The sequence below is a fragment of the Paenibacillus sp. JDR-2 genome (assembly GCF_000023585.1).
GTDB lineage: Bacteria > Bacillota > Bacilli > Paenibacillales > Paenibacillaceae > Pristimantibacillus.
In genome coordinates this window covers 4,583,550-4,605,888 of the sequence record NC_012914.1, presented here as the reverse complement: position 1 = coordinate 4,605,888, position 22,339 = coordinate 4,583,550, and the positions used below count along the sequence as shown (strand labels likewise).

Annotated in this window: 16 protein-coding genes; 15 read left to right on the top strand and 1 reads right to left on the bottom strand. The window is 48.6% G+C overall.

What is annotated here, in order from left to right; all coding sequences use genetic code 11:
• The first annotated feature begins 56 nt into the window (after positions 1-56).
• The 3 genes from PJDR2_RS32010 to PJDR2_RS20430 all read left to right on the top strand — a co-directional run bounded on the left by PJDR2_RS32010 (position 57) and on the right by PJDR2_RS20430 (position 7,930).
• Positions 57-6,677, top strand: a complete 6,621-nt coding sequence (locus PJDR2_RS32010) for an S-layer homology domain-containing protein (RefSeq protein ID WP_015845624.1) — start codon at positions 57-59, stop codon at positions 6,675-6,677.
• A gap of 97 nt (positions 6,678-6,774) precedes the next feature.
• Entirely contained in the window at positions 6,775-7,437 is a 663-nt protein-coding gene (locus tag PJDR2_RS20435) for an MgtC/SapB family protein (protein ID WP_015845623.1), read from the top strand.
• A 25-nt stretch (positions 7,438-7,462) separates the two neighbouring features.
• Positions 7,463-7,930, top strand: coding sequence for a nucleoside deaminase (locus PJDR2_RS20430; protein ID WP_015845622.1), 468 nt, complete (start codon positions 7,463-7,465; stop codon positions 7,928-7,930).
• A 79-nt stretch (positions 7,931-8,009) separates the two neighbouring features.
• On the opposite strand, the gene PJDR2_RS20425 is transcribed toward PJDR2_RS20430, so the two are convergent.
• On the bottom strand, positions 8,010-10,214 hold the full coding sequence (locus PJDR2_RS20425) for an Ig-like domain-containing protein (RefSeq protein ID WP_015845621.1): 2,205 nt from the start codon (positions 10,212-10,214) through the stop codon (positions 8,010-8,012).
• 289 nt (positions 10,215-10,503) lie between these two features.
• Between PJDR2_RS20425 and PJDR2_RS20420 the strand changes: the two genes are divergently transcribed.
• From PJDR2_RS20420 to PJDR2_RS20365, 12 genes are all read left to right on the top strand, one after another.
• Entirely contained in the window at positions 10,504-10,917 is a 414-nt protein-coding gene (locus PJDR2_RS20420; RefSeq protein ID WP_041613528.1) for a hypothetical protein, read from the top strand.
• 57 nt (positions 10,918-10,974) lie between these two features.
• Complete coding sequence (locus PJDR2_RS20415; RefSeq protein ID WP_015845619.1) at positions 10,975-11,514, top strand: HAD-IIIA family hydrolase; 540 nt, start codon at positions 10,975-10,977, stop codon at positions 11,512-11,514.
• A 33-nt stretch (positions 11,515-11,547) separates the two neighbouring features.
• On the top strand, positions 11,548-12,024 hold the full coding sequence (locus PJDR2_RS20410; protein ID WP_015845618.1) for a GNAT family N-acetyltransferase: 477 nt from the start codon (positions 11,548-11,550) through the stop codon (positions 12,022-12,024).
• A 192-nt stretch (positions 12,025-12,216) separates the two neighbouring features.
• Positions 12,217-13,086 (top strand): AraC family transcriptional regulator, encoded by an 870-nt coding sequence (locus tag PJDR2_RS20405; protein WP_015845617.1) that lies wholly within the window; start codon positions 12,217-12,219, stop codon positions 13,084-13,086.
• Between the two features lie 20 nt (positions 13,087-13,106).
• Positions 13,107-13,652, top strand: coding sequence for a cyclase family protein (locus tag PJDR2_RS20400; RefSeq protein WP_015845616.1), 546 nt, complete (start codon positions 13,107-13,109; stop codon positions 13,650-13,652).
• Positions 13,653-13,747: 95 nt separating this feature from the next.
• Entirely contained in the window at positions 13,748-13,999 is a 252-nt protein-coding gene (locus PJDR2_RS20395; protein ID WP_015845615.1) for a hypothetical protein, read from the top strand.
• A 35-nt stretch (positions 14,000-14,034) separates the two neighbouring features.
• The gene (locus PJDR2_RS20390) at positions 14,035-15,072 is read left to right on the top strand and encodes a hypothetical protein (RefSeq protein ID WP_015845614.1); all 1,038 of its coding nucleotides are present in this window, start codon (positions 14,035-14,037) and stop codon (positions 15,070-15,072) included.
• 419 nt (positions 15,073-15,491) lie between these two features.
• Positions 15,492-16,424 carry a carbohydrate ABC transporter permease gene (locus PJDR2_RS20385; RefSeq protein ID WP_015845613.1) on the top strand — a complete coding sequence of 311 codons (933 nt, stop codon included), beginning with the start codon at positions 15,492-15,494 and terminating at the stop codon, positions 16,422-16,424.
• An 18-nt stretch (positions 16,425-16,442) separates the two neighbouring features.
• Positions 16,443-17,285 carry a carbohydrate ABC transporter permease gene (locus PJDR2_RS20380; protein ID WP_015845612.1) on the top strand — a complete coding sequence of 281 codons (843 nt, stop codon included), beginning with the start codon at positions 16,443-16,445 and terminating at the stop codon, positions 17,283-17,285.
• 140 nt (positions 17,286-17,425) lie between these two features.
• Positions 17,426-18,850 (top strand): ABC transporter substrate-binding protein, encoded by a 1,425-nt coding sequence (locus PJDR2_RS20375; RefSeq protein ID WP_015845611.1) that lies wholly within the window; start codon positions 17,426-17,428, stop codon positions 18,848-18,850.
• 72 nt (positions 18,851-18,922) lie between these two features.
• Positions 18,923-20,740 carry a sensor histidine kinase gene (locus tag PJDR2_RS20370; RefSeq protein WP_015845610.1) on the top strand — a complete coding sequence of 606 codons (1,818 nt, stop codon included), beginning with the start codon at positions 18,923-18,925 and terminating at the stop codon, positions 20,738-20,740.
• Complete coding sequence (locus PJDR2_RS20365) at positions 20,733-22,334, top strand: response regulator transcription factor (RefSeq protein ID WP_015845609.1); 1,602 nt, start codon at positions 20,733-20,735, stop codon at positions 22,332-22,334. Before PJDR2_RS20370 ends, PJDR2_RS20365 begins: the two co-directional genes overlap by 8 nt.
• Positions 22,335-22,339: the final 5 nt, after the last annotated feature.

Genomic DNA, 22,339 nt, shown 5'->3' with positions numbered 1-22,339 from the left:
ACATTCTAAGATGGGAGATGCAACTAATCCTTGACGAGACTTAAGGGGGAGTACGAATGGCACGAAGCAAGGCAATGCTGTCTGCTTTGATGGCGCTGCTGCTGCTGTTGACGGCGTTTCCGGTATATGCGGCAGACAATGACAACAATCAAGCAGTCGCTGCGGTTAGCAGCGGGTCGGACAGCTATGTGCGGATCAAGAACAAATGGAAAAGCAATTATTTGTACGAGGGCTCGGACGGCGTTGTCCGCTATGGCTTTACGGCGATGGACAACGAGAGCTCCCATTGGCTGATTGAAGAAAGCGGCGGGGTGAAGCGGATCAAGAACCGCGCGACCGGCCATTACATCTCGATGGAGGATACGAATCAGCGGCGTGATCCTTTGTACAGCCGGAGCATTGCAACGAGCACCACGGATGATCAATGGATCATAACGGATTCCAGCCGGGCCGGTTATGTCATTATTAAGAATGCCGGCGACCCGTCCGCGAACCTGGTTATTCACCAGGAAGACCAGCTAGGATTCGCGGAAGTCAGCGGCGATATCAATATCACGTTCGAAAGCCCGCAATGGGCGCTGGAGCCGGTTGATCCGGCAGGCGTTCCGGTACGAATCGTTAACCAGTTCAAGGCCGGGCAATATTTGTACGAGGATAAAGACGGCTTTGTCAAATTTGGCGCTGCCGGCGGTATTACCGACCCGATAACCCATTGGTATATGGAAACGGTTGAATCCAAAGATGACGGAAGCTCGGTAATCCGCTTGAGAAACCGCGCGACCGGGCACTACGTTACGCAAGGCGATGAAGGCTGGATGCAGCTTAAAGCCATTGCGCAAGACGGCACGAAAAGCGAGTGGACGATGGCGGCAGCAGCAAGCGCGGGCTTCGTTACTTTCACGAACGTATTTGCCGCGCAAGGAGAAACCCCGTTAAATTACGTGCTTAATACCCAGTTCCCGGATGATACCAATGTCCGTGCCAATGACTGGGCTCAGCCGGCATGGGGAAGCGCGCAATGGCGGATCGATATGGCTGCGGATGTTCAGCCTGTCCGTATTGCAAGCTATTCCGATGAACCGGCGGGAGCTTCTTATCTGTACGAGAACAATGGCATTGTGCAATATGGAGCACCGGACAGCACGAATGCAGGCAGCTACCTTTATCAGTGGATTATGGAAGATTTCGACGGCAAGACGCTTATCCGCAACGTGGCAACCGGTCACTATATCCGGAGCGGGTCGGCTCAGCCGACAGATCCTCTGACGGTCGATAAACCGGCGACTATCGATGCTTCTTATCAGTGGACACTGGCATCTTCGAAAATCTACGACGATTATAAGACGATCCAAAGCGCAAGCGGGGCCAATGTCTATCTGCATAACGCGGATGCAACAGGATCTGCCCAAGCAGGCACGGTGGATCCGGATACGAACCCGGCACAATGGCTGCTTGCCGATCCTTCGGCAGCTACGGACGGTTCCCCGCAGTTTGTGCGTATTATGAATGAATGGCAATCCATGTATCTATACGAGGATTCGCAGGGCAATTTGAAATACGGCAATATCCGCGAGGACGATCAGCGCGATCAATGGGTCATCGAGCGGTTCCAAGGCCGTAAGCGGATCAAGAACCGCGCGACCAACCACTATATCAATTTGCAAAATGTAACGGACGGTCATATCAAAGTATCCGACGTGGAGGATGACTGGAGAAGCGCCGTTTGGGTTATTGAGGATAAAGGTGGCGGCTCCAGGCTGATTCATAGCGTTCTGGACGCAAACGATGCGGAAGGCTCGCAGAAATACATCAACCTGCAGAACCTGACCAAATATGCTGAGTACGGCATTATTAATCCGAACTGGGGCAGCCCGCGTTGGCGCTTTATCAATGTGCCGGAAGCTGAGCCAAGCCATATTCGGATCAAAAGCAAGCTGACCGGCGGTTATCTGTACGAAGTGACGGAAGCTGGCGCGGATTTAGGCAAATTGAAATTTGCCGACATTCCCGAATCCGATTCCTCGTCGATCTGGTTCCCGGAAGATGCAGGCGACGGAGTTGGATCCGTTCGGCTCAAAAACCTCGCAACCGGCCATTACGTCTCGATGGAAGGCGTCGGCGGTTCAGTCGAGCAGGACGCGCCGGACTTCAAGCTGGTAGCGGAAAGCATCTACCCGCAATGGGGCAGCGCCAAATGGTACCTGCAGGATAGCGCAAATGAAGGCTACGTCAATATTAAAAGCGCTTGGGCCGGCCACTTTGTCTATGAGGCGGGCGGAGACGACGCAGGGTATGCGAAAGTAAGCAAGCTTGTTGCCGGCAATGATGAAGGGCAGTTCGCGGCGGAAGCGGTTGAGGTGCCGGAAGCGCCGCTGCCAGCTGTTCCCGTCCGGATCAAAAATGCGGCAACCGGCCAATTCCTTTACGAGAACCATGGCGGTGTTGTGCTGTACGGCAATGTGGATGCAGATAACGGATATTCGCATTGGCTGCTTGAAGAAGATAACGGATCCTACCGCATCCGCAACCGCGTAACCGGTCATTACATCTCGGCAGACGATAATTACCGGTATATCACGAGCGGAGCATTGGAAGAAGCAGCGGCAAGAGCAGCTTGGTCCATAGAGCCGCAAGGCGCAACCTACTTGATCCGCAGCTTATACGGCAGCTTTGACGACGAATATATCAATGTTCAAAATAGTGCGGGCTACGCGGAACGCGGCTTGTTCCCTGCATCCTATGGGACGCTGCAATGGAGCTTTGACAACGCGCCGGTTGACTTTAGAACGCCGGTAATGGGCGATGAGAGGAATGAAGTAACCAGCACTCCGATTTTTAACGATACCAATTACATCACTATAACGGCTGGCGGTAAAAATCTTGCGGAATCAAACGGCAAAGCGGTTGTTACGGCAAGCTCCGGCACGGGTAATTCAAGCGCGGAATGGCTGCTGCAGGACTATAACGGACGCAAGCTGATTAAGAACCGCGCTGCAGGCAAGCTGCTGTCGCTGGACCTTTCTCTCAAGGATAATGCGGTTATTACGGATGCCGAGCAGTGGGTCATTGAAGAACAATTAGGGCATTTTGTCCTGATTAATGCGGCGGATAAGAATGGAGCTTTGCATGTGGAAGGCAGCGTTCTGCAGTATGGTGAAGATGCTACTCCAGCCGTGTGGAGCTTTACTCCGTCCCTAAACAAGGTTGTTTATGAAGCGGAGAACGCCTTCCATAGCCAGAGCATCACGGCAGCAGCTTTATCGGAAGGTTATACGGGCACGGGTTACGCAGCGGGCTTGAAGAATAATAACGACTTGATCCGCTTTGTAGTCAATGCGGAAGAAGCGGGTGCTTACGAGGCTTCCATCCGTTACATGGGAAGTCAATCCGGTACCCTGAAAGTAACGGTTAACGGTATTCCGTCTGATGACGCAAACCTCCCTGCAGCTTCGAACTGGAAGAATGCCGATACCTCGCTTGAGCTTCGCGCAGGCGTAAATACGGTTATGGTGCAGGGAGCATTAGGCAGCGGCGGCTATTCCATTGATTCGCTTTCCATTAATCATGCGGTGAATCTGGATTATCGCGGAGCGACCGTTCCTTACGTCACTTACGAAGCTGAGCATGCGGCTACCAATGCCGAGCTGATTGGACCATCCCGAGTTTACCGCGACATGGCCTCCGAAGCTTCGGGCAGACAGGCGGTTTCGCTTAATGAGACTGGCGATTATGTAGAGTTTACTCTCGCTCAGCCGGCCAACTCTATCGTTTTGCGTTATGCGATTCCCGACAGCGCGGACGGCAGCGGTCTGCAGGAAACGTTGGGTTTATATGTAAATGGCGAATTTAAGCAAAAGCTTAATCTGACTTCGAAATATGCTTGGGAATACGGCAGCTACCCGTGGTCCAATGATCCGAAGCAGGGCAGCGCGCACCGCTTCTTCGACGAGATCCATGCGCTGATTGGCGATGTGCCTGCCGGTGCAACGATCCGGTTGGAAAAAGACGCGGATAGCACGGCTGATTATTACGTGATCGATATGGCCGACATGGAGCAGGTTGCGGATCCTTTGACCATGCCGGACGGCTTCCTGTCCGTCGCTGATTACGGTGCAACCGCCGATGATGGCGCGGATGATACGGCAGCCTTCAATGACGCCATGGCAGCAGCCAAAGCCGCAGGCAAAGGCGTCTGGTTCCCGGCGGGGACCTTTGAGCTTCGAAGCAGCTTGCTGCATGTCAGCGACGTGACCATCCGCGGTGCAGGCATGTGGTATACCACTCTTCTTGGAGCAAGATTTATCGGCGATGGCGGACATACCGAAGTGTATGACCTGCTCGTTGACGGCGACTTGAATGTGCGCGATGACGAAGCAAGCACGCATGGCTTCGAAGGCGAGTTCGGTCCGGGTTCCGTTATCCAGAATGTATGGATTGAGCATTCCAAGACAGGTCTCTGGCTTACGCGCCTGAAAGGAGGCAGCGGCTATACGGACAGCTTGCATATGGTTGGTCTCCGAATGCGCAATCTGATGGCGGACGGCATTAACTTCTGCGTCGGAACAAGCAATAGCATGCTGGAGCAGAGCGACATCCGTTATCCGGGTGACGACGGCATTGCGGTGTGGTCCGCGGAAGGCGTAGCCAGCGTAAATAATACGGCACGCTTTAATACCGTATCTCTTCCTTGGCTCGCCGACAATATGGTTATTTTCGGCGGCAAAGACAACAAGTTGACTGACAATATCGCCAAAGACACCATTACCAATGGTGCGGGCGTAGCCGTATCGACACGCTTCAATCCGGTTCCGTTCAGCGGTACAACGGTGGTTGAACGCAATACGCTGATCCGCACAGGCAGCTTTGATACCGGCTATGGCATGAACCTTGGCGCGATATGGGTATTCGCAAGCGAGAAGGACCTGAACGGTACCGTATACATTCGGAATAACACGGCGCTCGACAGCACGTATGCCGGACTCATTGTTCAAGGCGACTTTAACGTGAGCGGCGTTTCCATCGAAAATACGGTTATTGACGGGGCGGGTACAAACGGGGTAGATGTTACTCCTAACGTAAAAGGCTCCGTTATTGCGGATAACATTATCGTGCGCGGTGAACGGATCTCTGTTGTTAATGATTCGAATCCGGCCTTTGCGTTCGAGGAGCAGAACGAAGGCTTCGCAAGCCTATTGAAACCGTTCCAGTTCGCGGTAGGAAATGACCGCATCGGACCATTCGAGATGGAGAAACAGGCCTCGGAAGCGGTTCATGTCTTTAACCGAAGCGGGGAAGAGGTAACGGGAGAAGCGGTTATAACGACAGACAATAGCAATATTGCGTATCTGGATAACGGACAGTTAAAAGCAGCACGTCCAGGGAATGCAAAAATCTCCGTCACTTATAACGGCACCAAGCGGGTGTTTACGCTTCAAGTGACTGGCGGGGAAGACAGCAGCACAGGTACAAATCCGGGTAACGCTGGCAATATAGGAAGTAACGGAACGGATGTCATTACGGCGGCTTTAAAGCCGGAAGACAATGACCTTGCCTTGAAAAACAAAGTAAACGACGGACATTCTTTCGTTACGGTTGATATCAGTGCTTCAGCGGCATCCGGCAAAGCGGCCTTTACGGTAAAAACATTGCTGGAGCTGGCCGGTTCCAAGCCGGACACGGTCTTGGTCGTGAAGAGCCAGCTGGGAAGCTATACATTCCCGTTGAAGCAGCTCTCCGCGATTTTGAAGGCTAACGGTATCTCAGATACAGCTAACGCGATATGGACCTTCTCCATACAATCGCCTTCTGCCGATCTGACAGCCAAGCTGAATAAGGATGCGGAAGATCAAGGCGTAACTACGGTTGGCTCTGCGCTTGACTTCAGCATCACGGTTCAATCCGGAGCGCAAACGGTTGTTATTACAAGCTTTGGCGGAGTTTATGTGGAAAGAACCATTACGGTAGATGGCGTGCAAGAAGCAGGCAAATTAACCGTATTGGTCTACGATCCGGCAACGGGTACGTTTAGTTCAGTACCAGCTCTTATCACGGTGAAGGACGGCAAGACCGTTGTGACCATTAAGAGCATGGGCAACAGTATTTATACCGCAGCGAAGCTTGACCGTACCTTTACGGATACGGCCAGCCATTGGGCAAAAGCGGACATTGCTCTCCTTGCCGGCAAAGGTATTCTGAACGGCGTATCGGCTGGCAAGTTTGAACCGGAACGCGCCGTAACCCGCGCCGAGTTCGCCGCCATGCTTGTTCGCGCGTTAGGCATCCGCCAGATTGGCGAGGCACGTACTTTCAAGGATGTTCCAGCCGGCGGCTGGTATGAGGAGACGGTGAAGCTCGCATCCGGTGCAGGTATCATCAATGGCTATTCGGACGGAACCTTCCGTCCGAATAGCAAGGTAACCCGCGAAGAAATGGCCATGATGGCAGTCAAGGCCATTGAGCTGGCAACAAGCAGCAAGCTTGCTGCAGCAGACTTGAATTACAAGGATGCTGGCCGTATTTCCGATTGGGCATCCGATGCCGTAGGCAAAGCGACTGGTGCAGGCCTGTTAAAAGGCATGCCGGACGGTTCGTTCGCACCGGCAGGCAGCGTAACCCGCGCCGAAGCGGCAACGCTTCTGAAACGTTTGCTGGTATCGGCAGGATTGTTGAACGGATAAATTAGTGAGCAAAAAAAGCGACTGTGCTGACATGCACGGTCGCTTTTTGTTATAGTTGCAGGTACTACGCCATTTAGTGGTAAAAGGAGGAAACATCATGGAATACGGTTTTTTATTGCGAATTGTTTTGGCAGGCGTGTGTGGAGCACTTATCGGATATGAACGAAAGAGCAGAATGAAGGAGGCAGGCATCCGAACGCATTTCGTAGTAGCGGCCGGAGCGGCGCTAATGATGTTAATTTCTAAATACGGTTTTCAAGACATGATTGGAAAAAGCGACATAGCTCTGGATCCGTCGCGTATTGCGGCTCAAGTGGTGAGCGGTGTCGGATTTCTTGGTGCGGGAATGATATTCATGCAGCGGCAAACCGTTAAAGGATTGACTACGGCTGCCGGCATATGGTTAACTGCGGGCATAGGTATGGCGATCGGCGCAGACCTTTATATTGTGGGGATCGGCACAACGATTCTTATTCTGGCCGCGCAAAAGCTGCTGCATAGCAAGATCAATTGGCTGGCAGCACCGAGGACGGAACAATTATCGATCCGTTTGCGTAACGAGCCTGATGTTTTGAACTATATTATAGATTTCCTCAAAGAGAGAAATATATCGATTTTGCATTTTCATACGGAGAAGCTTGAAGACTCTTCCGAGCTTGCGCTGGATATCACCGTAAAACTGCCCACAAACTTTGAAATTGAAAAAATGCTTCCACTGATACAAGAGGTTTCTTATGTAACCGTTGTTGAGATTCAATAGTTTCCATATAGAGGAGAAATAAAGAATGAACCAAGACGAGATATTTATGAGAGAAGCCATCAAGCTTTCTAAGCTTGCCGTCGAGCATGGCAATGAACCTTTTGGAGCGGTATTGGTCAAAAACGGCGAAATCGTATACTCCAATGAAAACCAGATTTATTCGGCAACGGACCCAACGTTTCATGCGGAGGCAGGCTTGCTGCGGAGATTTTGCGCAGAAACGCATATAACCGATTTACGGGAATATACCTTGTATTCGAGCTGCGAGCCTTGTTTTATGTGCAGCGGGGCGATGGTATGGACTAGGCTGGGACGTCTCGTTTACGCGGCCAGCGATATGGATTTGTGCAACCTGCTGGATGCGAAGGGGAGTCCATGCTCCGGGATTGTATTTAAACATTCCCACCATAAACCTGAAGTCCTTGGAGGCATATTAAAAGAGGAAAGCTTAAGTGTATTAGCCGATTATTTTTCGCTGCATTCCAAAGGCTAGTACATTTTAATCATAGAAAAGCCCTGCTCAATAGCTTCAAAAAGCTGCGAGCAGGGCTTTTAAATTTACGGAAATACGGTTACTTCACGGAGACGCGGATGGAGGCTGTTTTACCGCCGAAGGCTGCTTTAATCGTTGCGCTGCCTTTGCGTACGGCTGTAATTTTGCCATCCTTGACGGTTGCGATGGACGTATTGGAGGAAGTCCATGTTGCGCTGCTCGTCGCGTTCACCGGGTTGCCCGTATAGTAGATGGCCTGCACGCTGATCGTCAAAGTGTCGCCCGCAGACATCTGCGCGGATTTACTGGAGAGCTGCAACGATTTCAGCTTTGGCGTAACCGTGACAGGAACTTCAACCGTTTTGCCTTGGTATTTGCCCGTCACTTTGGTTGTACCCACATCAAGTGCCTTAACGGATGATGAACCGCTAATCGTAGCAACATTTTCGTTTGCAACAACCCAGTTCATTTTGGTGCCGATGGAAACCTTCTTGCCGTCCTTGTAATATCCCGTAACCTTAATTGCCTTGGACCGTCCCGGGTTGAGTTCAAGCTTGGTGGGCTCAACAACCATCTTAACAATTTCCTCTTCGATTTTAACGCGAACGGAGACGGTTTTGTTCAGATAGCTGCCTGTTAAGGTTACGTTTGATGCTTCCAGACCTTTTAACGTCTTTTCCAGCAAGACGATATTGTCGGATGTCGTATTCCATTCAATGGCTTCGGAAATATCGGCTTCCGTACCGTCCTCGTAGATGACCGTAACGTTAGGAAGGTTTGTTTCTTTACCCAAAATAATACTCATGTCTTTAGCATCCGATAAAAGCTTGATTGGCTTCAAATGAACAACAAGCTTTACCGTGGCTTTCAGATCCTGCACGGTTCCCGTGAGGGTTGTCTCGCCAAGCTGGTTGGCTGTCCAGACGCCATCCTTAAGCTCGGCAATTTCATCGTCAGCAACGGTCCATTTCACAAGCTTCGAGACATCAATGCTGGAGCCGTCGAACGTGGTTGCCGTTACTTTCGGAAGCTCGCCTTCGATACCTTTGAAGCCATCGATCGAAGTTTTGTCAGCCTTCAGCTTGGTAATGCTCGGATATACCGTCACATCGATACTGCGGCTAACGCCACGGTATGCCACGGTAATCTTAGTCGTGCCAACCGCCTTCGGAATGACTTTGCCTTGATCAACGGTAGCGATCGTTATATCGGAAGAAGTCCATGTGCCTACGGTTGTAATGTCCGAAGAGACGTTCGAATTGCTGAGCACCTCCGCTTTGATCTGCAGAGGAGCGTCCTGCAATTGCATATGGTATTCCTTCTCCGGAGCAATCTTGATGGACTGGTAAGGCGTCCGGACGACAACCGTGAGCGTATCCGTTACTCCAAGATAAGAGACCGTGACGGTCGTTTTGCCTGCGCTGACGGCAGTAAGGACGCCTTTGTTTACAGTAAGGACTTTGGTGTTGGCGCTAGACCATTTGGCTTCGTTTGTGACATCGGAAGTTTCTCCGGATTTCAATACGGCGTCTGCTTCCAGCTTGTAATCATCGCCGCCAATTTCAAGCTCCAACAGATCGTTAGCCGCTTCCGGAGTAATAGCGATGGATTTGTAAGGCGACGATATCGTCAGTTTAATAGAATCCGACTTGCCTTTGTATTTCGCCGTGATCGTAACCGTGCCGGCACCAACAAGCGTGATGCGGCCATCATCGACGGTAGCGATGGACGAGCTGGAAGTTGTCCATGTCGCGTCGTCCGTAACGTTCTCGCCGTCTCCGTCAAGCGTAAAGACAAGCGATTGTCCAAGAAGCACATCGGTTAAAGCAGCGGGAGCTGCTTGTCCGTTTTGCATAATGGTAACCTGATTGTATACGTAATCCGAAGCCGCTTTGATCGATAAGGAGAACCCTTTATAGGTAGCGGTGATGGTGGCAGTACCTTTGGCTACGCCGCTTAACACGCCTTTATCAACTTTGACTATGGAACTATTGGATGATTTCCAAGTTACGTCGGTCGTTACGTCTTTTTTGGATGTTGAGCCCGAAATGGTAGCAAGCACGGTGAGGTCGACATTGCCGTCTTCGACGAGCATTTCCAGCGATGATGTGCTTGGATTGTAATCTGACTCCGCGTAGCTCCATTCGATGCCTGTCACGGTATCCGTCGTCGCCGCCTGCGCAACTCCACCAAGACTAGTCATGACCAGCGTCATGGCAAGAACAGCTGCTAGCCAGCCGCGTACCAACTTGAACGACAGAATTCCTCTGATGTTTTCCTTCACTAATTCCCTTCCCTTTCCTTGGAAAATGTTTCTTGCTCTCTTTTGTTAACGGCATTTGAGGGGGGAAAATAAACCTTAACCGTTAAATTTACTATATATAAACATAAAGAAGAAACCGATGGCCGGCTTCTGCCTTTATGGAGAACTTCATGTGTACACAGAAATAATTGGTATTTTGCTACAAGTTTCTTAACGAAAAGTGAGTAACTTTAGTTGCAGGAAATATGGAAACATTTTGATTTTAAACTCGTCAATAAACTTAAATGCTGGTGTATTGGGGGTGAGGAAAGTGCAAAAAGGATGGCTTTTAATAGTAATGATCATTTTTATTCTAGGTATTACGGGCTGCGGAAACGATCTGTTAGACGGAAAAGAAATTGTTAACGTTAGGATGGAGTGTGCGGATGAATGCAAGCCCATGAAGCCATCTTCAATTAAAGAGGGAGATATGACATACGAGAAAACAGATGAACTTAACGTATTTGAGCGGGCGATTACCAGAGCGAAATTAATAAAAGGCGAATTGGATTATGGCGTTTTCTTTTACATGCACCTTATGTTGGATGATGGTTCACAGAGGAAATTCGTATTGAACATTACTGACGAGGATGGACGTACCGCCTTACTCGTAGATACGGATAGCGGAAAAGGTTACGCCATACCTGAAAATCTAACGGAGGAGCTTAGAGCAATTATTTGGTGATATATTGATAATTGAAAAATCGGGATTTAACCGAATATCAATTGGAGGTGATAATAAATGCTTAATAGATTACAGGCCGTTTTTATTGATAGAGACGGGACCATTGGCGGTACGGACGAAGTAACGTATCCAGATGCATTTCAATTATTTGCTTTTACAAAAGAGTCTCTGGAAACCCTCAAAAACGCGGGAGTACGAATATACTCGTTTACTAATCAGCCTGGAATATCGCGTGGAGAGGCTACGATTACGGATTTTCGGAACGAACTTTATTCATTTGGTTTTGATAACGTATATATCTGTCCGCATCAACTTGAAGAAGGGTGTTCATGCCGAAAACCTTCATCCGCTCTACTTATTCAGGCGGCGCAAGAAGAAGGTCTGGAGTTGAAGAATTGCGCTGTCATTGGCGATAGGTGGACAGACATGATTGCCGCCAAACGAGCAGGATGCATGAAAGTATTAGTAACAACAGGTTCCGGGAAAAAGGATTTATCGAAATTCCAATCCCATCAGTTTTTTGGCGAATGGCTTGAAGCTGCCCCTGACTATGTGGCTGAGAACCTATTAGATGCTGTCAATTGGCTCTTAAAGTAACGGATCAATTAGTGGTAGATTGGAGGGAGTCAATTGAAATTAGAAGTTATGCCACTGGATAAATCTCATATTCCCGAAATGAAGTTTTTAATAGCCGGTTACTTGAATTCCTCCTCTAATGGAATAGAAGAATCTGAATCTTCACCCGAATTGCTCGAACAATGTGATCAAATCCTAAACAGGCTTCTCAGTGACAACTCAGCTTTTTGTTTTGTAGCAACTCAAGAATATGAATCCCTTGGTTTCATCGTCCTTTCTTGGAGCTTCTCGCTCAGCAAAGGGTATCCCGTATTGCGTATCGAAGCCTTATATTCATCGCCCGGGCATAGAAAAAAGGGCGTTGGCAGGAAACTTTTACAGCATGCTATTGATTTAGCCTATTCCAAAAAAGCAGCACGACTACAGCTTGAAACTGATGAAGATAACGTGCCGGCTCGTGCTTTATATAAAAAACTTGGATTTACGTTGATCCAAGGCAAGGACGTATATATGTCTTTTTTACCACTATAGAATGTATAAGACAGCGGAAACTAAAATTCTATATGGCGATAAAGGCTACCACTAAACGCGGTCGCACATCTTCGCAAGGCTTCGATAGAGGCTTTCTCATAAAGTCCACCCTGCAGAAGTTGAACTAGAATTGTCGGATGCTAGCAACATCTCCCTGCTATTCTAAAGAGGAAAGGAGGTCTTTGGTAAAATATGCTGGAACATTTAAATGGAGCTTTAAACTATATCGAACAAAATCTTGAAAACGAGATTGATGAACATGAGATCGCAAAGCGTGCATTCTGTTCCGTGTACCACTTTAAGAGGATGTTTGCCTATTTGGCAGGTTTCCCGCTGCAAGAATATATCCGTCGCAGACGTTTGACGCATGCAGCGCTGGATTTGCAGGACAAAACCGTCAAAGTAATCGACATCGCCATAAAGTACGGATACCATTCACCGGACTCTTTTACGCGGGCTTTTCACAATCTACATGGCATTACGCCAACAGAAGCGAGAATGACTAGCCACTCACTAACAGCATATCCTCCAATGACCTTCCGAATATCGATAGGGGGAAGTGAGCCAATGAGATACAGGATTGAGCAAAAGGAAGCTTTTCAACTAATTGGAGTAAGTAACCGAGTTATGACTGTTGATATGGGGGAACATCCAGGCGTAGAGCAGGTTTGGAAGTCCACGGATAATAAAACATATACCCAGCTTAGGTCGCTAAATAATGTTGAGCCGCACGGAATTGTGCATGTGAGTTTCGCAGAAGGAATACGTGTACATCATGAGTTTGATTACTACATGGCGGTTGCTTCCACTGAAAAATGCCCAGAAAACTTGTCTCAATTCATTGTTCCGACTATGACATGGGTTATATTTGAAGTGAAAGTTCCTTGGGAGAAGGAGAAGTGGCACCGTATTTATGGAGAGTGGTTCCCTTCCTCCGGGTATGAGCAAGCTGAGGGTCCCATGATTCAAGTTGGTCCTGAAATCGAGGCAGGTATAGCAAAACAAGCGATCACTGAAGAAGTAGAAGTCGAGTTATGGATACCTATCGTTAAAATCAGCTAAAAGGAGGCGGCTCAGTAACAGTGAAAGTTATTGATTTATCTATACCAATAGCAGATGGAATGTCTGTATATCCCGGCGATCCGGAGGTGCGCGTCAAGATCGCGCACACCTACGAAAGTCATACCTGGGAGTTGCGGCATCTATCAATGGGCAGCCACTCCGGAACACACGTGGATGCTCCATCTCATATGCATGCTGGTGGCGCCACCTTGGATGAACTGCCGTTGGAGCGATTTTTTGGAGCTTCGCGTATAGTTCGCGTTGGAGACTCTGCGTGGCCGGAAGCTCGAGGGTTGTTTTTCTTCGAGTCGGCCGGGCTGGAATGCTTTGATCGGCTTGCAATTCTGCGGCCACCGTTTGTTGGCGGTGAATTGACGGAAGAATTGGAGCGGGCATTGCTTGGAATCAACATCATAACTTATACAGGACTGCAGGGGTTGAATCGTCTTCCCGCTGATACGGACTTTATATTTTACGGGTTTCCACTGCGGATCGCTGGCGGTGACGGGTCGCCGGTTCGGGCAGTTGCTGTAATCGAAGCGGAAGAGAAAGAGGAGTTGTCATAAGGACAGCTCCTCTTTATTTATAGTCTGAAAGTTCGGCTGCTCAGACAAAACTGTGGTATTCTGAAGTTGAATTTCAATGAAGGAAGGGAAATATTATGGATCAAGATAACCCGGTTGTCATCCTGATTCAAATCGTTGTCCCGCTGGCATTAACCTTTTTGTTAGCTTACAAGTACATCGATTTCCGCACCAAAACCACGCATTTTGTCTGCCCGGCATGCCGTAGTTCATTTAAGTTATCCAAAAAGGATTTCGCTTTTGCTCTAAAAACGGGAGCTGTCAATGAACGGATCGTTACTTGCCCCGTTTGCGGTTACAAAGGCAGTATGCCAATTGTGAAGGACTAACGGCTTCTGGAATTAGGTACAGGAGGAAGACAATATTGATTCCAGCAACGAAAAAACTTATAAGTATTATCCATTCGTCTGAACCTAGCAGTGATATTTCATATATAAATGAGATTAGCAAATACGGTGGACTCGAGGATGCCATTGAATTATTCCGAATATTTATGGAAGATCCTCAGGATTACAATAGAATTCTGCTGCTAGAACCTATAAGGAAGCATGGAGACTTACAATTAGCTCAAGTCATTTACGACAGATGTTTTTATAAACAAAATTTAAGAGATGAAATGCCCAGCGAAATTTTACATGTGTTAGGTTATCTGGGGTATACAAAATGCACGGAAACTCTTGTGTCGCTTATGACCGCAGACGACTGGCATATCTCTAAGAACGCGGTTCTAGGGCTGCTTCATTTACCGTGTAACAAATATGAGAGCCAGATAAAATCCGTTATCGACGAATCATTTGGGAAGAATCTATTTGATGAGTTTGTTCCCGCATTAAGCTATAAAGTTTTAGACAGCAGCGTTGTGCCCAAGCTTTTTGAATGGGGAGATCGGAGTGCCTCTGTTGATTGTAATGCGGGAATCATTCTTGGTATCGCCTTGTTTGGACCTGATTACAAGCACGTCATAAAAAATATTTTGTGGAATCAGAACTGGGAAGCTCATGGAAGGAGTACGGGGACATGTGTATGGTCTTACGTTGCCATGCAGCACGTACGATTAACCTTTAAGGAGTTAATGCAAGATATCAGAAACCTCCAGGAGGGCATCCATTTTAAGAATGACCTTTTTTACCGTCTAAATGTTTTATTCGAAATGTTGAAGTGTAAGTTAACCTTTAATGATCAACCACTCCGGTTTACATTAATTAATGATGAATCGGTATTTGATATCCATCAAACTCTATTTGAATCAAGCAATGATGACAGGGATGATTCCATTATAGGTTTAATTACAAATTCGCTTGATGAAGAAATAGATTTATTGAACAAATATTATCATTTGAAAGAAAAGTTTGAGATGAAAATCGAGCATATGATCGAGCTAGATCATTTAGCGGGAAATTAAGAGTTCTCACCTATAAAACAACCCGAGGCTGCCCCATCATGGGGCAGTCTCTTTTTCTAACGAAACTACGTAACGCTATTCGCTCCAATTAGGTGACTTTTTATTTCTAACGAAACTACGTATCGTTATTCCCGGCTTTTGCCCTTATTTTAACCACGAAGGGTACCAATAGCGTTATGTAGTTTCGTTAGATTTGAAAAACCGCTGTTTTCCGTCAAATAACGTTACCACGTTTCGTTAGCACCCCCGATCCCCCTGATCCCCCCCAACAACATAACATTCAGCGAGTCCCCAACCAAGAAGTCAATTCTAACAAGAAAAAAGTAAAAATAACGGCATAGGTCGCATTCCCGCATTCTCTATAATAAAAACAACTTCACTACTTCCTACTATATTCTAAGAAATTCGAGGTGCTTAAGATGGAGACTTCACCACAAGCGATGGGCAAGCTGGAGAAGCCGAAAAGAGTACGCTCGCTGCAAAGCGGAGAGACGCTGGCCGGATGGCTGTTCGTGAGCCCGATGCTCATTGGCGTATGTATTCTCGTTCTTCTTCCGATTGTTGCGACAATCGTACTCAGCTTCGCCGACTGGAACTTTGTTCAGGGCTGGAAAGGGCTCGACTGGGTGGGCTTCGGCAACTTCAAGAAGCTGTTCCACGACGATCAGTTCATCCGCTCGGTACGCAATAACTTTATCTTCCTGCTCGCCGTACCAATCTATATGCTGATTTCCATGGTGCTCGCCGTCATCATTGACCGCCATGTTTACTTGAAAAGCTACTTCAAAGTTGCTTACTTTATGCCTTACATTTCCAGCATCGTTGCCGTAGCGATCGTATGGCAGGTATTGTTCCAGCCTTCTTACGGTCCGATCAACCAGATTCTGCACACGTTTGGAGTAAGCAATCCGCCGAAGTGGATCGCGGATCCGCATTTCGCGCTTGCCTCCATTATGATGATTGTCGTATGGACATCGATTGGGTTCAACATGATTATTTACATTGCCGGTCTGCAGTCGATTCCAAAGGATTTATACGAAGCGGCCGATATTGACGGGGCGAACGGCTGGACCAAATTTGCGCGTATTACCTTCCCGCTGCTGTCGCCAACATCTTTCTTCCTGCTTGTAACCGGCATTATCTCGACCTTTAAAGTATTCGACATTATCGCGGTTATGACGCAAGGCGGGCCAATCGGCTCCACGTCGCTGATGGTATGGTATCTGTACGATACGGCTTTTGTGAACTTGAAGGTCGGCTACGCATCTTCGATCGCGGCCATGCTGTTTATCTTCGTTCTTCTCATTACGTTCGGACAATGGCTTGCACAGAAAAAATGGGTTAATTACTAACGGAAGGAGACCAACCTCATGGAGACATCTAACACAGCTTTCAACTGGCGCAAAGGCGTTCTTACCGTCCTCATGTTTGCCGTCAGCATCTTGTTCCTGCTTCCGTTCATCTGGATGCTGGTCACTTCGTTCAAGATCGAGAAGGACGTCTTTGTTTATCCGATCGAATGGATTCCGCGTCACTGGCACGCCATCGAGAACTATAAGGAAGTATGGGTAGGAGACTATCCCTTCTGGAAATATTATTTGAATTCCATCAAAATCGCCGTCATCACGACCTGTATTTCAGCGTTGTTCTCATCCCTTGCCGCATACGGCTTCTCGAAGATCAAGTTCAAGGGCAGCAATTTCGTGTTCCTGATCGTGCTTGCGACTTACATGGTGCCAAGCCAGGCGATTCTGATTCCGCAGTTTATTTTGTACCGTCAGATCGGTTTGTTCGACAGCCACTGGGGCCTGATTCTGCTCAGCAGCTTCAGCGTACTAGGTACCTTTATGCTCCGGCAGTTCTTTATGGGTATTCACCAGGAGTTTATCGAATCTGCTAAAATAGACGGGGCCAACCATTTCCGGATCTACTGGAGCATCGCCTTCCCGCTGGTTAAACCGGCAGTTGCGACCTACGCGATTCTGCGTTTTATCTGGACCTGGAACGATTACCAGAATCCGCTGATCTTCCTTCGCACAGACCGGCTGTTCACGATTCCGCTGGCTATGCAGAAGTTTACGTCGCTCAGCGGTGAGTTCTACTCGCTAATTATGGCTGCTGCCGTATCGGCGATCCTGCCGCTCCTCATCATCTTTATCATTGGTCAAAAAAGCGTTATCGAGGGTATTGCATTAGGCGGCGTAAAAGGGTAATGATCATGAAAGCGTTAGCAAGAAAGTCGAATTTGTTGCAATTTAGGTAAAGATAGTTTCATCCTTACCGAATTGCCGCTCACTATAATGAAAACTATCAACATCCTATAACCTTGCATTTCAGAGAGGGGCATTTAGAAATGAAAAAGAGATGGGCATCAGGATTGGCGATTAGTTTACTGCTGACTGGAGTATTGGCAGGCTGCGGAAACTCCAACAACAACAACAGTGATTCGGGCAACAAGAACGCAAGCGCGGCTCCTTCGACGGAAGCAAGCTCCAATGCTGGCGGCAACAGCGCGGCTAGCGGAGATCCGGTAAAACTCCGCCTCTACACGTACGGCACGGAGCAAGCGTACAACTGGAAAGCAACATTGGATGCTTACCACGAGAAGAACCCGAACGTAACCGTTGAGCTTGTACAGCTGAGCGAAAAAGGCGACACGCAGGAATCGATGAAAAAGCTCGATCTTGCAGTAGCATCCGGCGAGCAAATCGACGTTATGATGTTTAGCGACGCGGCAGGTTACGCACAGCGCGTAGCGCTTGGCATGGCAGCTCCTCTTGATGACTTCCTTGCGAAAGACGGCTACAAGGTAGAAGAGGATTACAAGGTTGATACTCATCTGAACGGCAAAGTGTACTCGCTGCCAGGCAAGTTCAATCCTTGGTACGTTCTTTTGAACAAGGACAATCTGGACGAAGCGGGACTTGCGGTTCCGACGGACTGGACTTGGGATGAATACGCGGACTACGCGAAAAAGCTTACCAAAGGCGAAGGCGCGACAAAACGTTACGGCACTTACTTCCACGGTCCGCAAAACGGCGGCTGGATGGAGTATCTGAAGCTGATGATGGAAAACCAGCCAACCGGATCCGAATTCCTGAAAGCGGACGGCACGTCCAATCTGGATGATCCTAACTTCAAGAAGACGCTTGAGCTTCGCGTAAAAATGGAAAAAGAGGATAAGTCCTCCGTTCCTTACTCGGATATGATCTCGCAAAAGCTGGCTTACCGTAACCAATTCTTTAACCAATCGGCAAGCATGCTGACAATCGGCTCGTGGATGAATACGGAAATCGGCGGTACGGACACTTTGCCTCTGACGTTCCATGTAGCGGTTGCGCCATTCCCGAAAAACAATGCAGGCGACCAATCCGGTATTACGCCGGTTACCACGGACTATGTAGCGGTATCGGAAAGCTCCAAGAAGAAGGAAGAAGCTTATAAATTCGTTCGTTGGTACACAACGGAAGGCCAAGTCGTTCAAGGCAAAAACATTCCGGCTTGGAACGGCGTAAGCAACGATCAGGTAGCAGGCATCATCGATACGATTCTTGCCGGCACGAAGAACCCTGAGCTTGTTGACAAAGATAGCCTTGTAAATACGCTCGTGAACTCGAAAGCAACTGAAATTATCGCCCCTGCTTCTTATCAAGCCGAAGTATACAAAGCGATCAACGAAGAGTACGAGAAGCTGATCCTTGGCAACCAAGACGTCGATACAACCGTTGCAAACTCCAAGAAACGCGTGGACGAAATTATTGCGGCGAACAAAAAATAATAAGGTATAATAAATATCCAAAGGGGACGGGAGTTACTGTCCCCCTTTTCTATCTAAGGGGGACTTCTCGCGATGTACCGCATCAGGTCTTATTTTCACTCCATACGAGGAAAGCTTTCTCTTGTAGCGGTTATATGTATTCTCATTCCCGCCGTCTTAACGATGCTGATTTATAACTCGCTGACCCGTGAAGCCGTAGAACGCCAGGCCAAGGAAAACGCGACGGATTCCATGCAGCTCGTTAACGGCTCGATCAATAATCTGTTTCAAGGCATGCTCAACACAGCGAATTATTTGCAGGCAAACGCGGATATGAAATCAAGCTTTATCAAGATGCTGAATACGGATTTGGATCCCTACGAGAAATTTACGGCAACGAGCCGGATTATGCAGCAGCTTGAGACGCTGACTTATATAGGGGAGAAGAGCTACATTACGATTATCCTCACCAATGGCGAGACCTTTACAAACTATTCCAAGGATGAAATGGATCCGCTTACTTTTCAGAAGGAATCCTGGTTCAATAATTTGAAGCAGCTCACGGGACTGCAGTCTTACTGGGTGAGTACTTCTCCGACGATTTTTCCTTATGACCGCATAAGCAGTCCGTATCAGATCTCGGTTGCAAGAACGCTCCGGTTCGACAGCACCCGGATTTACGGATACGTCATCGTGACGATGATGGAGAACAAGTTCAGCAAGATCTTAGGCAGCTTGACGGGCAGCCAGGAGGTGGTCCTTGTAGACGGTGACGGCAAGATCCTGTCATCGCCTCAGCTGGAGCAAGTGAACGGAAATTTCGAATACAGCAAGCAGATGGCGGAAAGGGACTCTCGGGTCGCTTCGTCCATTATTAAAGACGAAAACAAAAAGCTGCTGCTGACAACGGCGGATCTTTCCTTTAATGACTGGCATCTGGTAGCAACGGAGCCTTATCAGGATGCGATCGTGAACATCAGCTCGATTTTTAGCCGGGTCTTTTTATTCCAGATCGTATCGTTTATCGCCTTTCTCGTGGTGCTGCTCCTCTTGATGAGACAGCTGACGAAGCCGCTGATCAAGTTAGGGAAGGTAGCTTCAAGCGTGCAGCGGGGCAATCTGGAGGTACGCTCCAGTATCCGCGGCGCCGATGAGATCGGAAGATTGGGATTTCTGTTCGACCAAATGCTCGACCGCATTAAGGAGATGATTACCGAGGTATCGCTCACGCAAGCGCGCAAGCGCAAAGCAGAGCTTGCGATGCTGCAGGCCCAGATTAACCCGCATTTTTTGTTTAACGTGCTTAATTCGATCCGGATGAAAGTGATGCGGAGCGGCGACCAGGACAGTGCAAAGATGATCGCCTCATTGTCCAAGCTGCTGCGAATGACGATCAGCCGTGATGAAGACGCCATTCTGCTGCATGAAGAAATCGAGCTGTTGACGCATTATGTCGAGTTGATGAATTTGCGGCAAAAGGAAGAAGCGCAGTTGCTGGTGGACGTTGACGTAACATCTTTTGATATACGGGTTCCCCGGTTTATTTTGCAGCCGCTGGTGGAGAACGCTTTGATACACGGCTTTAACCAAAGTGCCGGAACGATCCGGATTACGGCAGAGAGAAAGGATCGCTTCCTTGAGTTGTCGGTGGAAGATGACGGAATTGGAATGGATGAAGAGGGACTGGAACGGCTGAGAGCACGGCTTATGACTGCGGGAGCAGGGGCGGAAGAGGTTCAGGAAACCGGGCGCTCAAAAGGTCCCGGAATGTCCGGAATTGGCGTGGCGAATGTCGCGGAGCGGATGCGGATTATGTTTGGCGATGCCTTTCATATCACCGTCGATAGCGATCATGGAACACGCATTATGATGCATATCCCTATTCGGGAGGAGGGGCGTCCTCATGTATAAAGTGATGCTCGTGGATGATGATTATCCGGTAATCGAGCTGTTATCGGAAGTAGTGGATTGGGAGAAGCTTGGTCTTGTTTTGTCCGGCAAGCATGAGAACGGACTCGCGGCATGGGAGCATGTGCAGGAGGAAATACCGGATATTCTCGTGACCGACATCGGGATGCCGAAGATGGACGGTCTGGAGCTGGCGCAAAGGGTAAAAAAATTAAATCCTTCGGTACGAATTGTTATTCTTTCTTGCCATAGCGAATTCCAATACGCCCAACAGGCGATGCGGCTGGATGTTCAGGATTATTTGCTCAAGGATCAGCTGGATCCGGAGGAATTGATTGGGCTGCTGCAGAAGTTTAAGGAAGGCTTTGACGGCGAACGCCAGATGTTATCCGAGCAAAACAAGATGAAGCGAATGGTCAGCGAATCCCAGGATTTGCGCAAGGAGAAGCTATTCCGCGAATTTGTCCAGCAGCCGCTTATTTCCGCGGAGCAATGGCAGCGCGATTTCGGCTCCTACGGGTTGTTCCAGCCCGGGGAGTTATGTCTTCCCGTAGCCGGCTTTATCGAAAGCTATAACCTGATCAAGAACCGGTTCGACTCGGATCAGACGCTGCATTTTGCCATTAGCAACGTGATGGAAGAATTGTTGATCGAACTGCCTTTGCGCGTTGTGCATATCGGATACAGCAGCAGGCAGTCCTTGCTGCTCTTCGCTTTTAAGCCGGGGCTTAAGCAAAATGTATATGATCAGGTGCAGGCAAGCCTTCAAACCGTACAACGGACGCTTGGGCAAGTGCTGAAGATTCAGATGGCCTTTCTGATTGGGACGGGCTGCGACAATCCGCAGCTGCTGAAGCAGGCATTATGCAACCTGCTCAAAGCCGACGAACAGCGATTTTATTTGTCCAAAGGGGAAACTGCCAAATGGCAGAAAGGGGCTCAGCATTCCTCCGGGCTTCTTGCGATGTACGACCAGGCAGCCGCGGAGATTCGCGAAGCGATTATGGCGAAGGACAGCGATAAAGTCAGAACGTTAGCCGGCAAATGGGAAACGCATATCCGCAAGGAGCAATACGCTTCCGAAGAAGTGAGGGATTGGGTGTTGAAGCTGCTTATCGATATGCGGCTCAAGCTTCATGCCATGCTGTTTGCCTCCCAGACCTTAACCGCCGAGAAGCTGCATAAGGAAATTGTTTATTTCGATTCGTTATGGGGACTGTTCGAGTGGTTCCATACGCAGCTTCAGTCTTACATCGCTGCAAGGGAAGAGGCATTGCCGGTAAGCAAACGCCGCGAAGTATCGGAAGCCCGCAAGTACGTATCGATGAATCTGGGCAAACGGATTTCGCTGGAGGAAGTAGCCGCTCATCTGCATATGAATCCTAGCTATTTCAGCCGCTTCTTCAAGAAGGAGACCGGCCTGACCTTTATTGAGTATGTCACCGACCAGAAGATCGAGCGTGCGAAGGAATTGCTCGATCAGACGAATTATTACGTAAGCGAGATTTGCGAGATGCTCGGCTATGACAACCAGAGCTATTTCATCAAGACATTCAAAGCGCAGACCGGCTTAACGCCAACCGAATATCGCGGTTAGGAGGA

Excerpts from the sequence above, each read along its gene's own strand:
- PJDR2_RS32010 (WP_015845624.1), top strand. The coding sequence starts at position 57 with ATGGCACGAAGCAAGGCAATGCTGTCTGCTTTGATGGCGCTGCTGCTG.
- PJDR2_RS20435 (WP_015845623.1), top strand. The coding sequence starts at position 6,775 with ATGGAATACGGTTTTTTATTGCGAATTGTTTTGGCAGGCGTGTGTGGA.
- PJDR2_RS20430 (WP_015845622.1), top strand. The coding sequence starts at position 7,463 with ATGAACCAAGACGAGATATTTATGAGAGAAGCCATCAAGCTTTCTAAG.
- PJDR2_RS20415 (WP_015845619.1), top strand. The coding sequence starts at position 10,975 with ATGCTTAATAGATTACAGGCCGTTTTTATTGATAGAGACGGGACCATT.
- PJDR2_RS20405 (WP_015845617.1), top strand. The coding sequence starts at position 12,217 with ATGCTGGAACATTTAAATGGAGCTTTAAACTATATCGAACAAAATCTT.
- PJDR2_RS20395 (WP_015845615.1), top strand. The coding sequence starts at position 13,748 with ATGGATCAAGATAACCCGGTTGTCATCCTGATTCAAATCGTTGTCCCG.
- PJDR2_RS20385 (WP_015845613.1), top strand. The coding sequence starts at position 15,492 with ATGGAGACTTCACCACAAGCGATGGGCAAGCTGGAGAAGCCGAAAAGA.
- PJDR2_RS20380 (WP_015845612.1), top strand. The coding sequence starts at position 16,443 with ATGGAGACATCTAACACAGCTTTCAACTGGCGCAAAGGCGTTCTTACC.
- PJDR2_RS20375 (WP_015845611.1), top strand. The coding sequence starts at position 17,426 with ATGAAAAAGAGATGGGCATCAGGATTGGCGATTAGTTTACTGCTGACT.
- PJDR2_RS20370 (WP_015845610.1), top strand. The coding sequence starts at position 18,923 with ATGTACCGCATCAGGTCTTATTTTCACTCCATACGAGGAAAGCTTTCT.
- PJDR2_RS20365 (WP_015845609.1), top strand. The coding sequence starts at position 20,733 with ATGTATAAAGTGATGCTCGTGGATGATGATTATCCGGTAATCGAGCTG.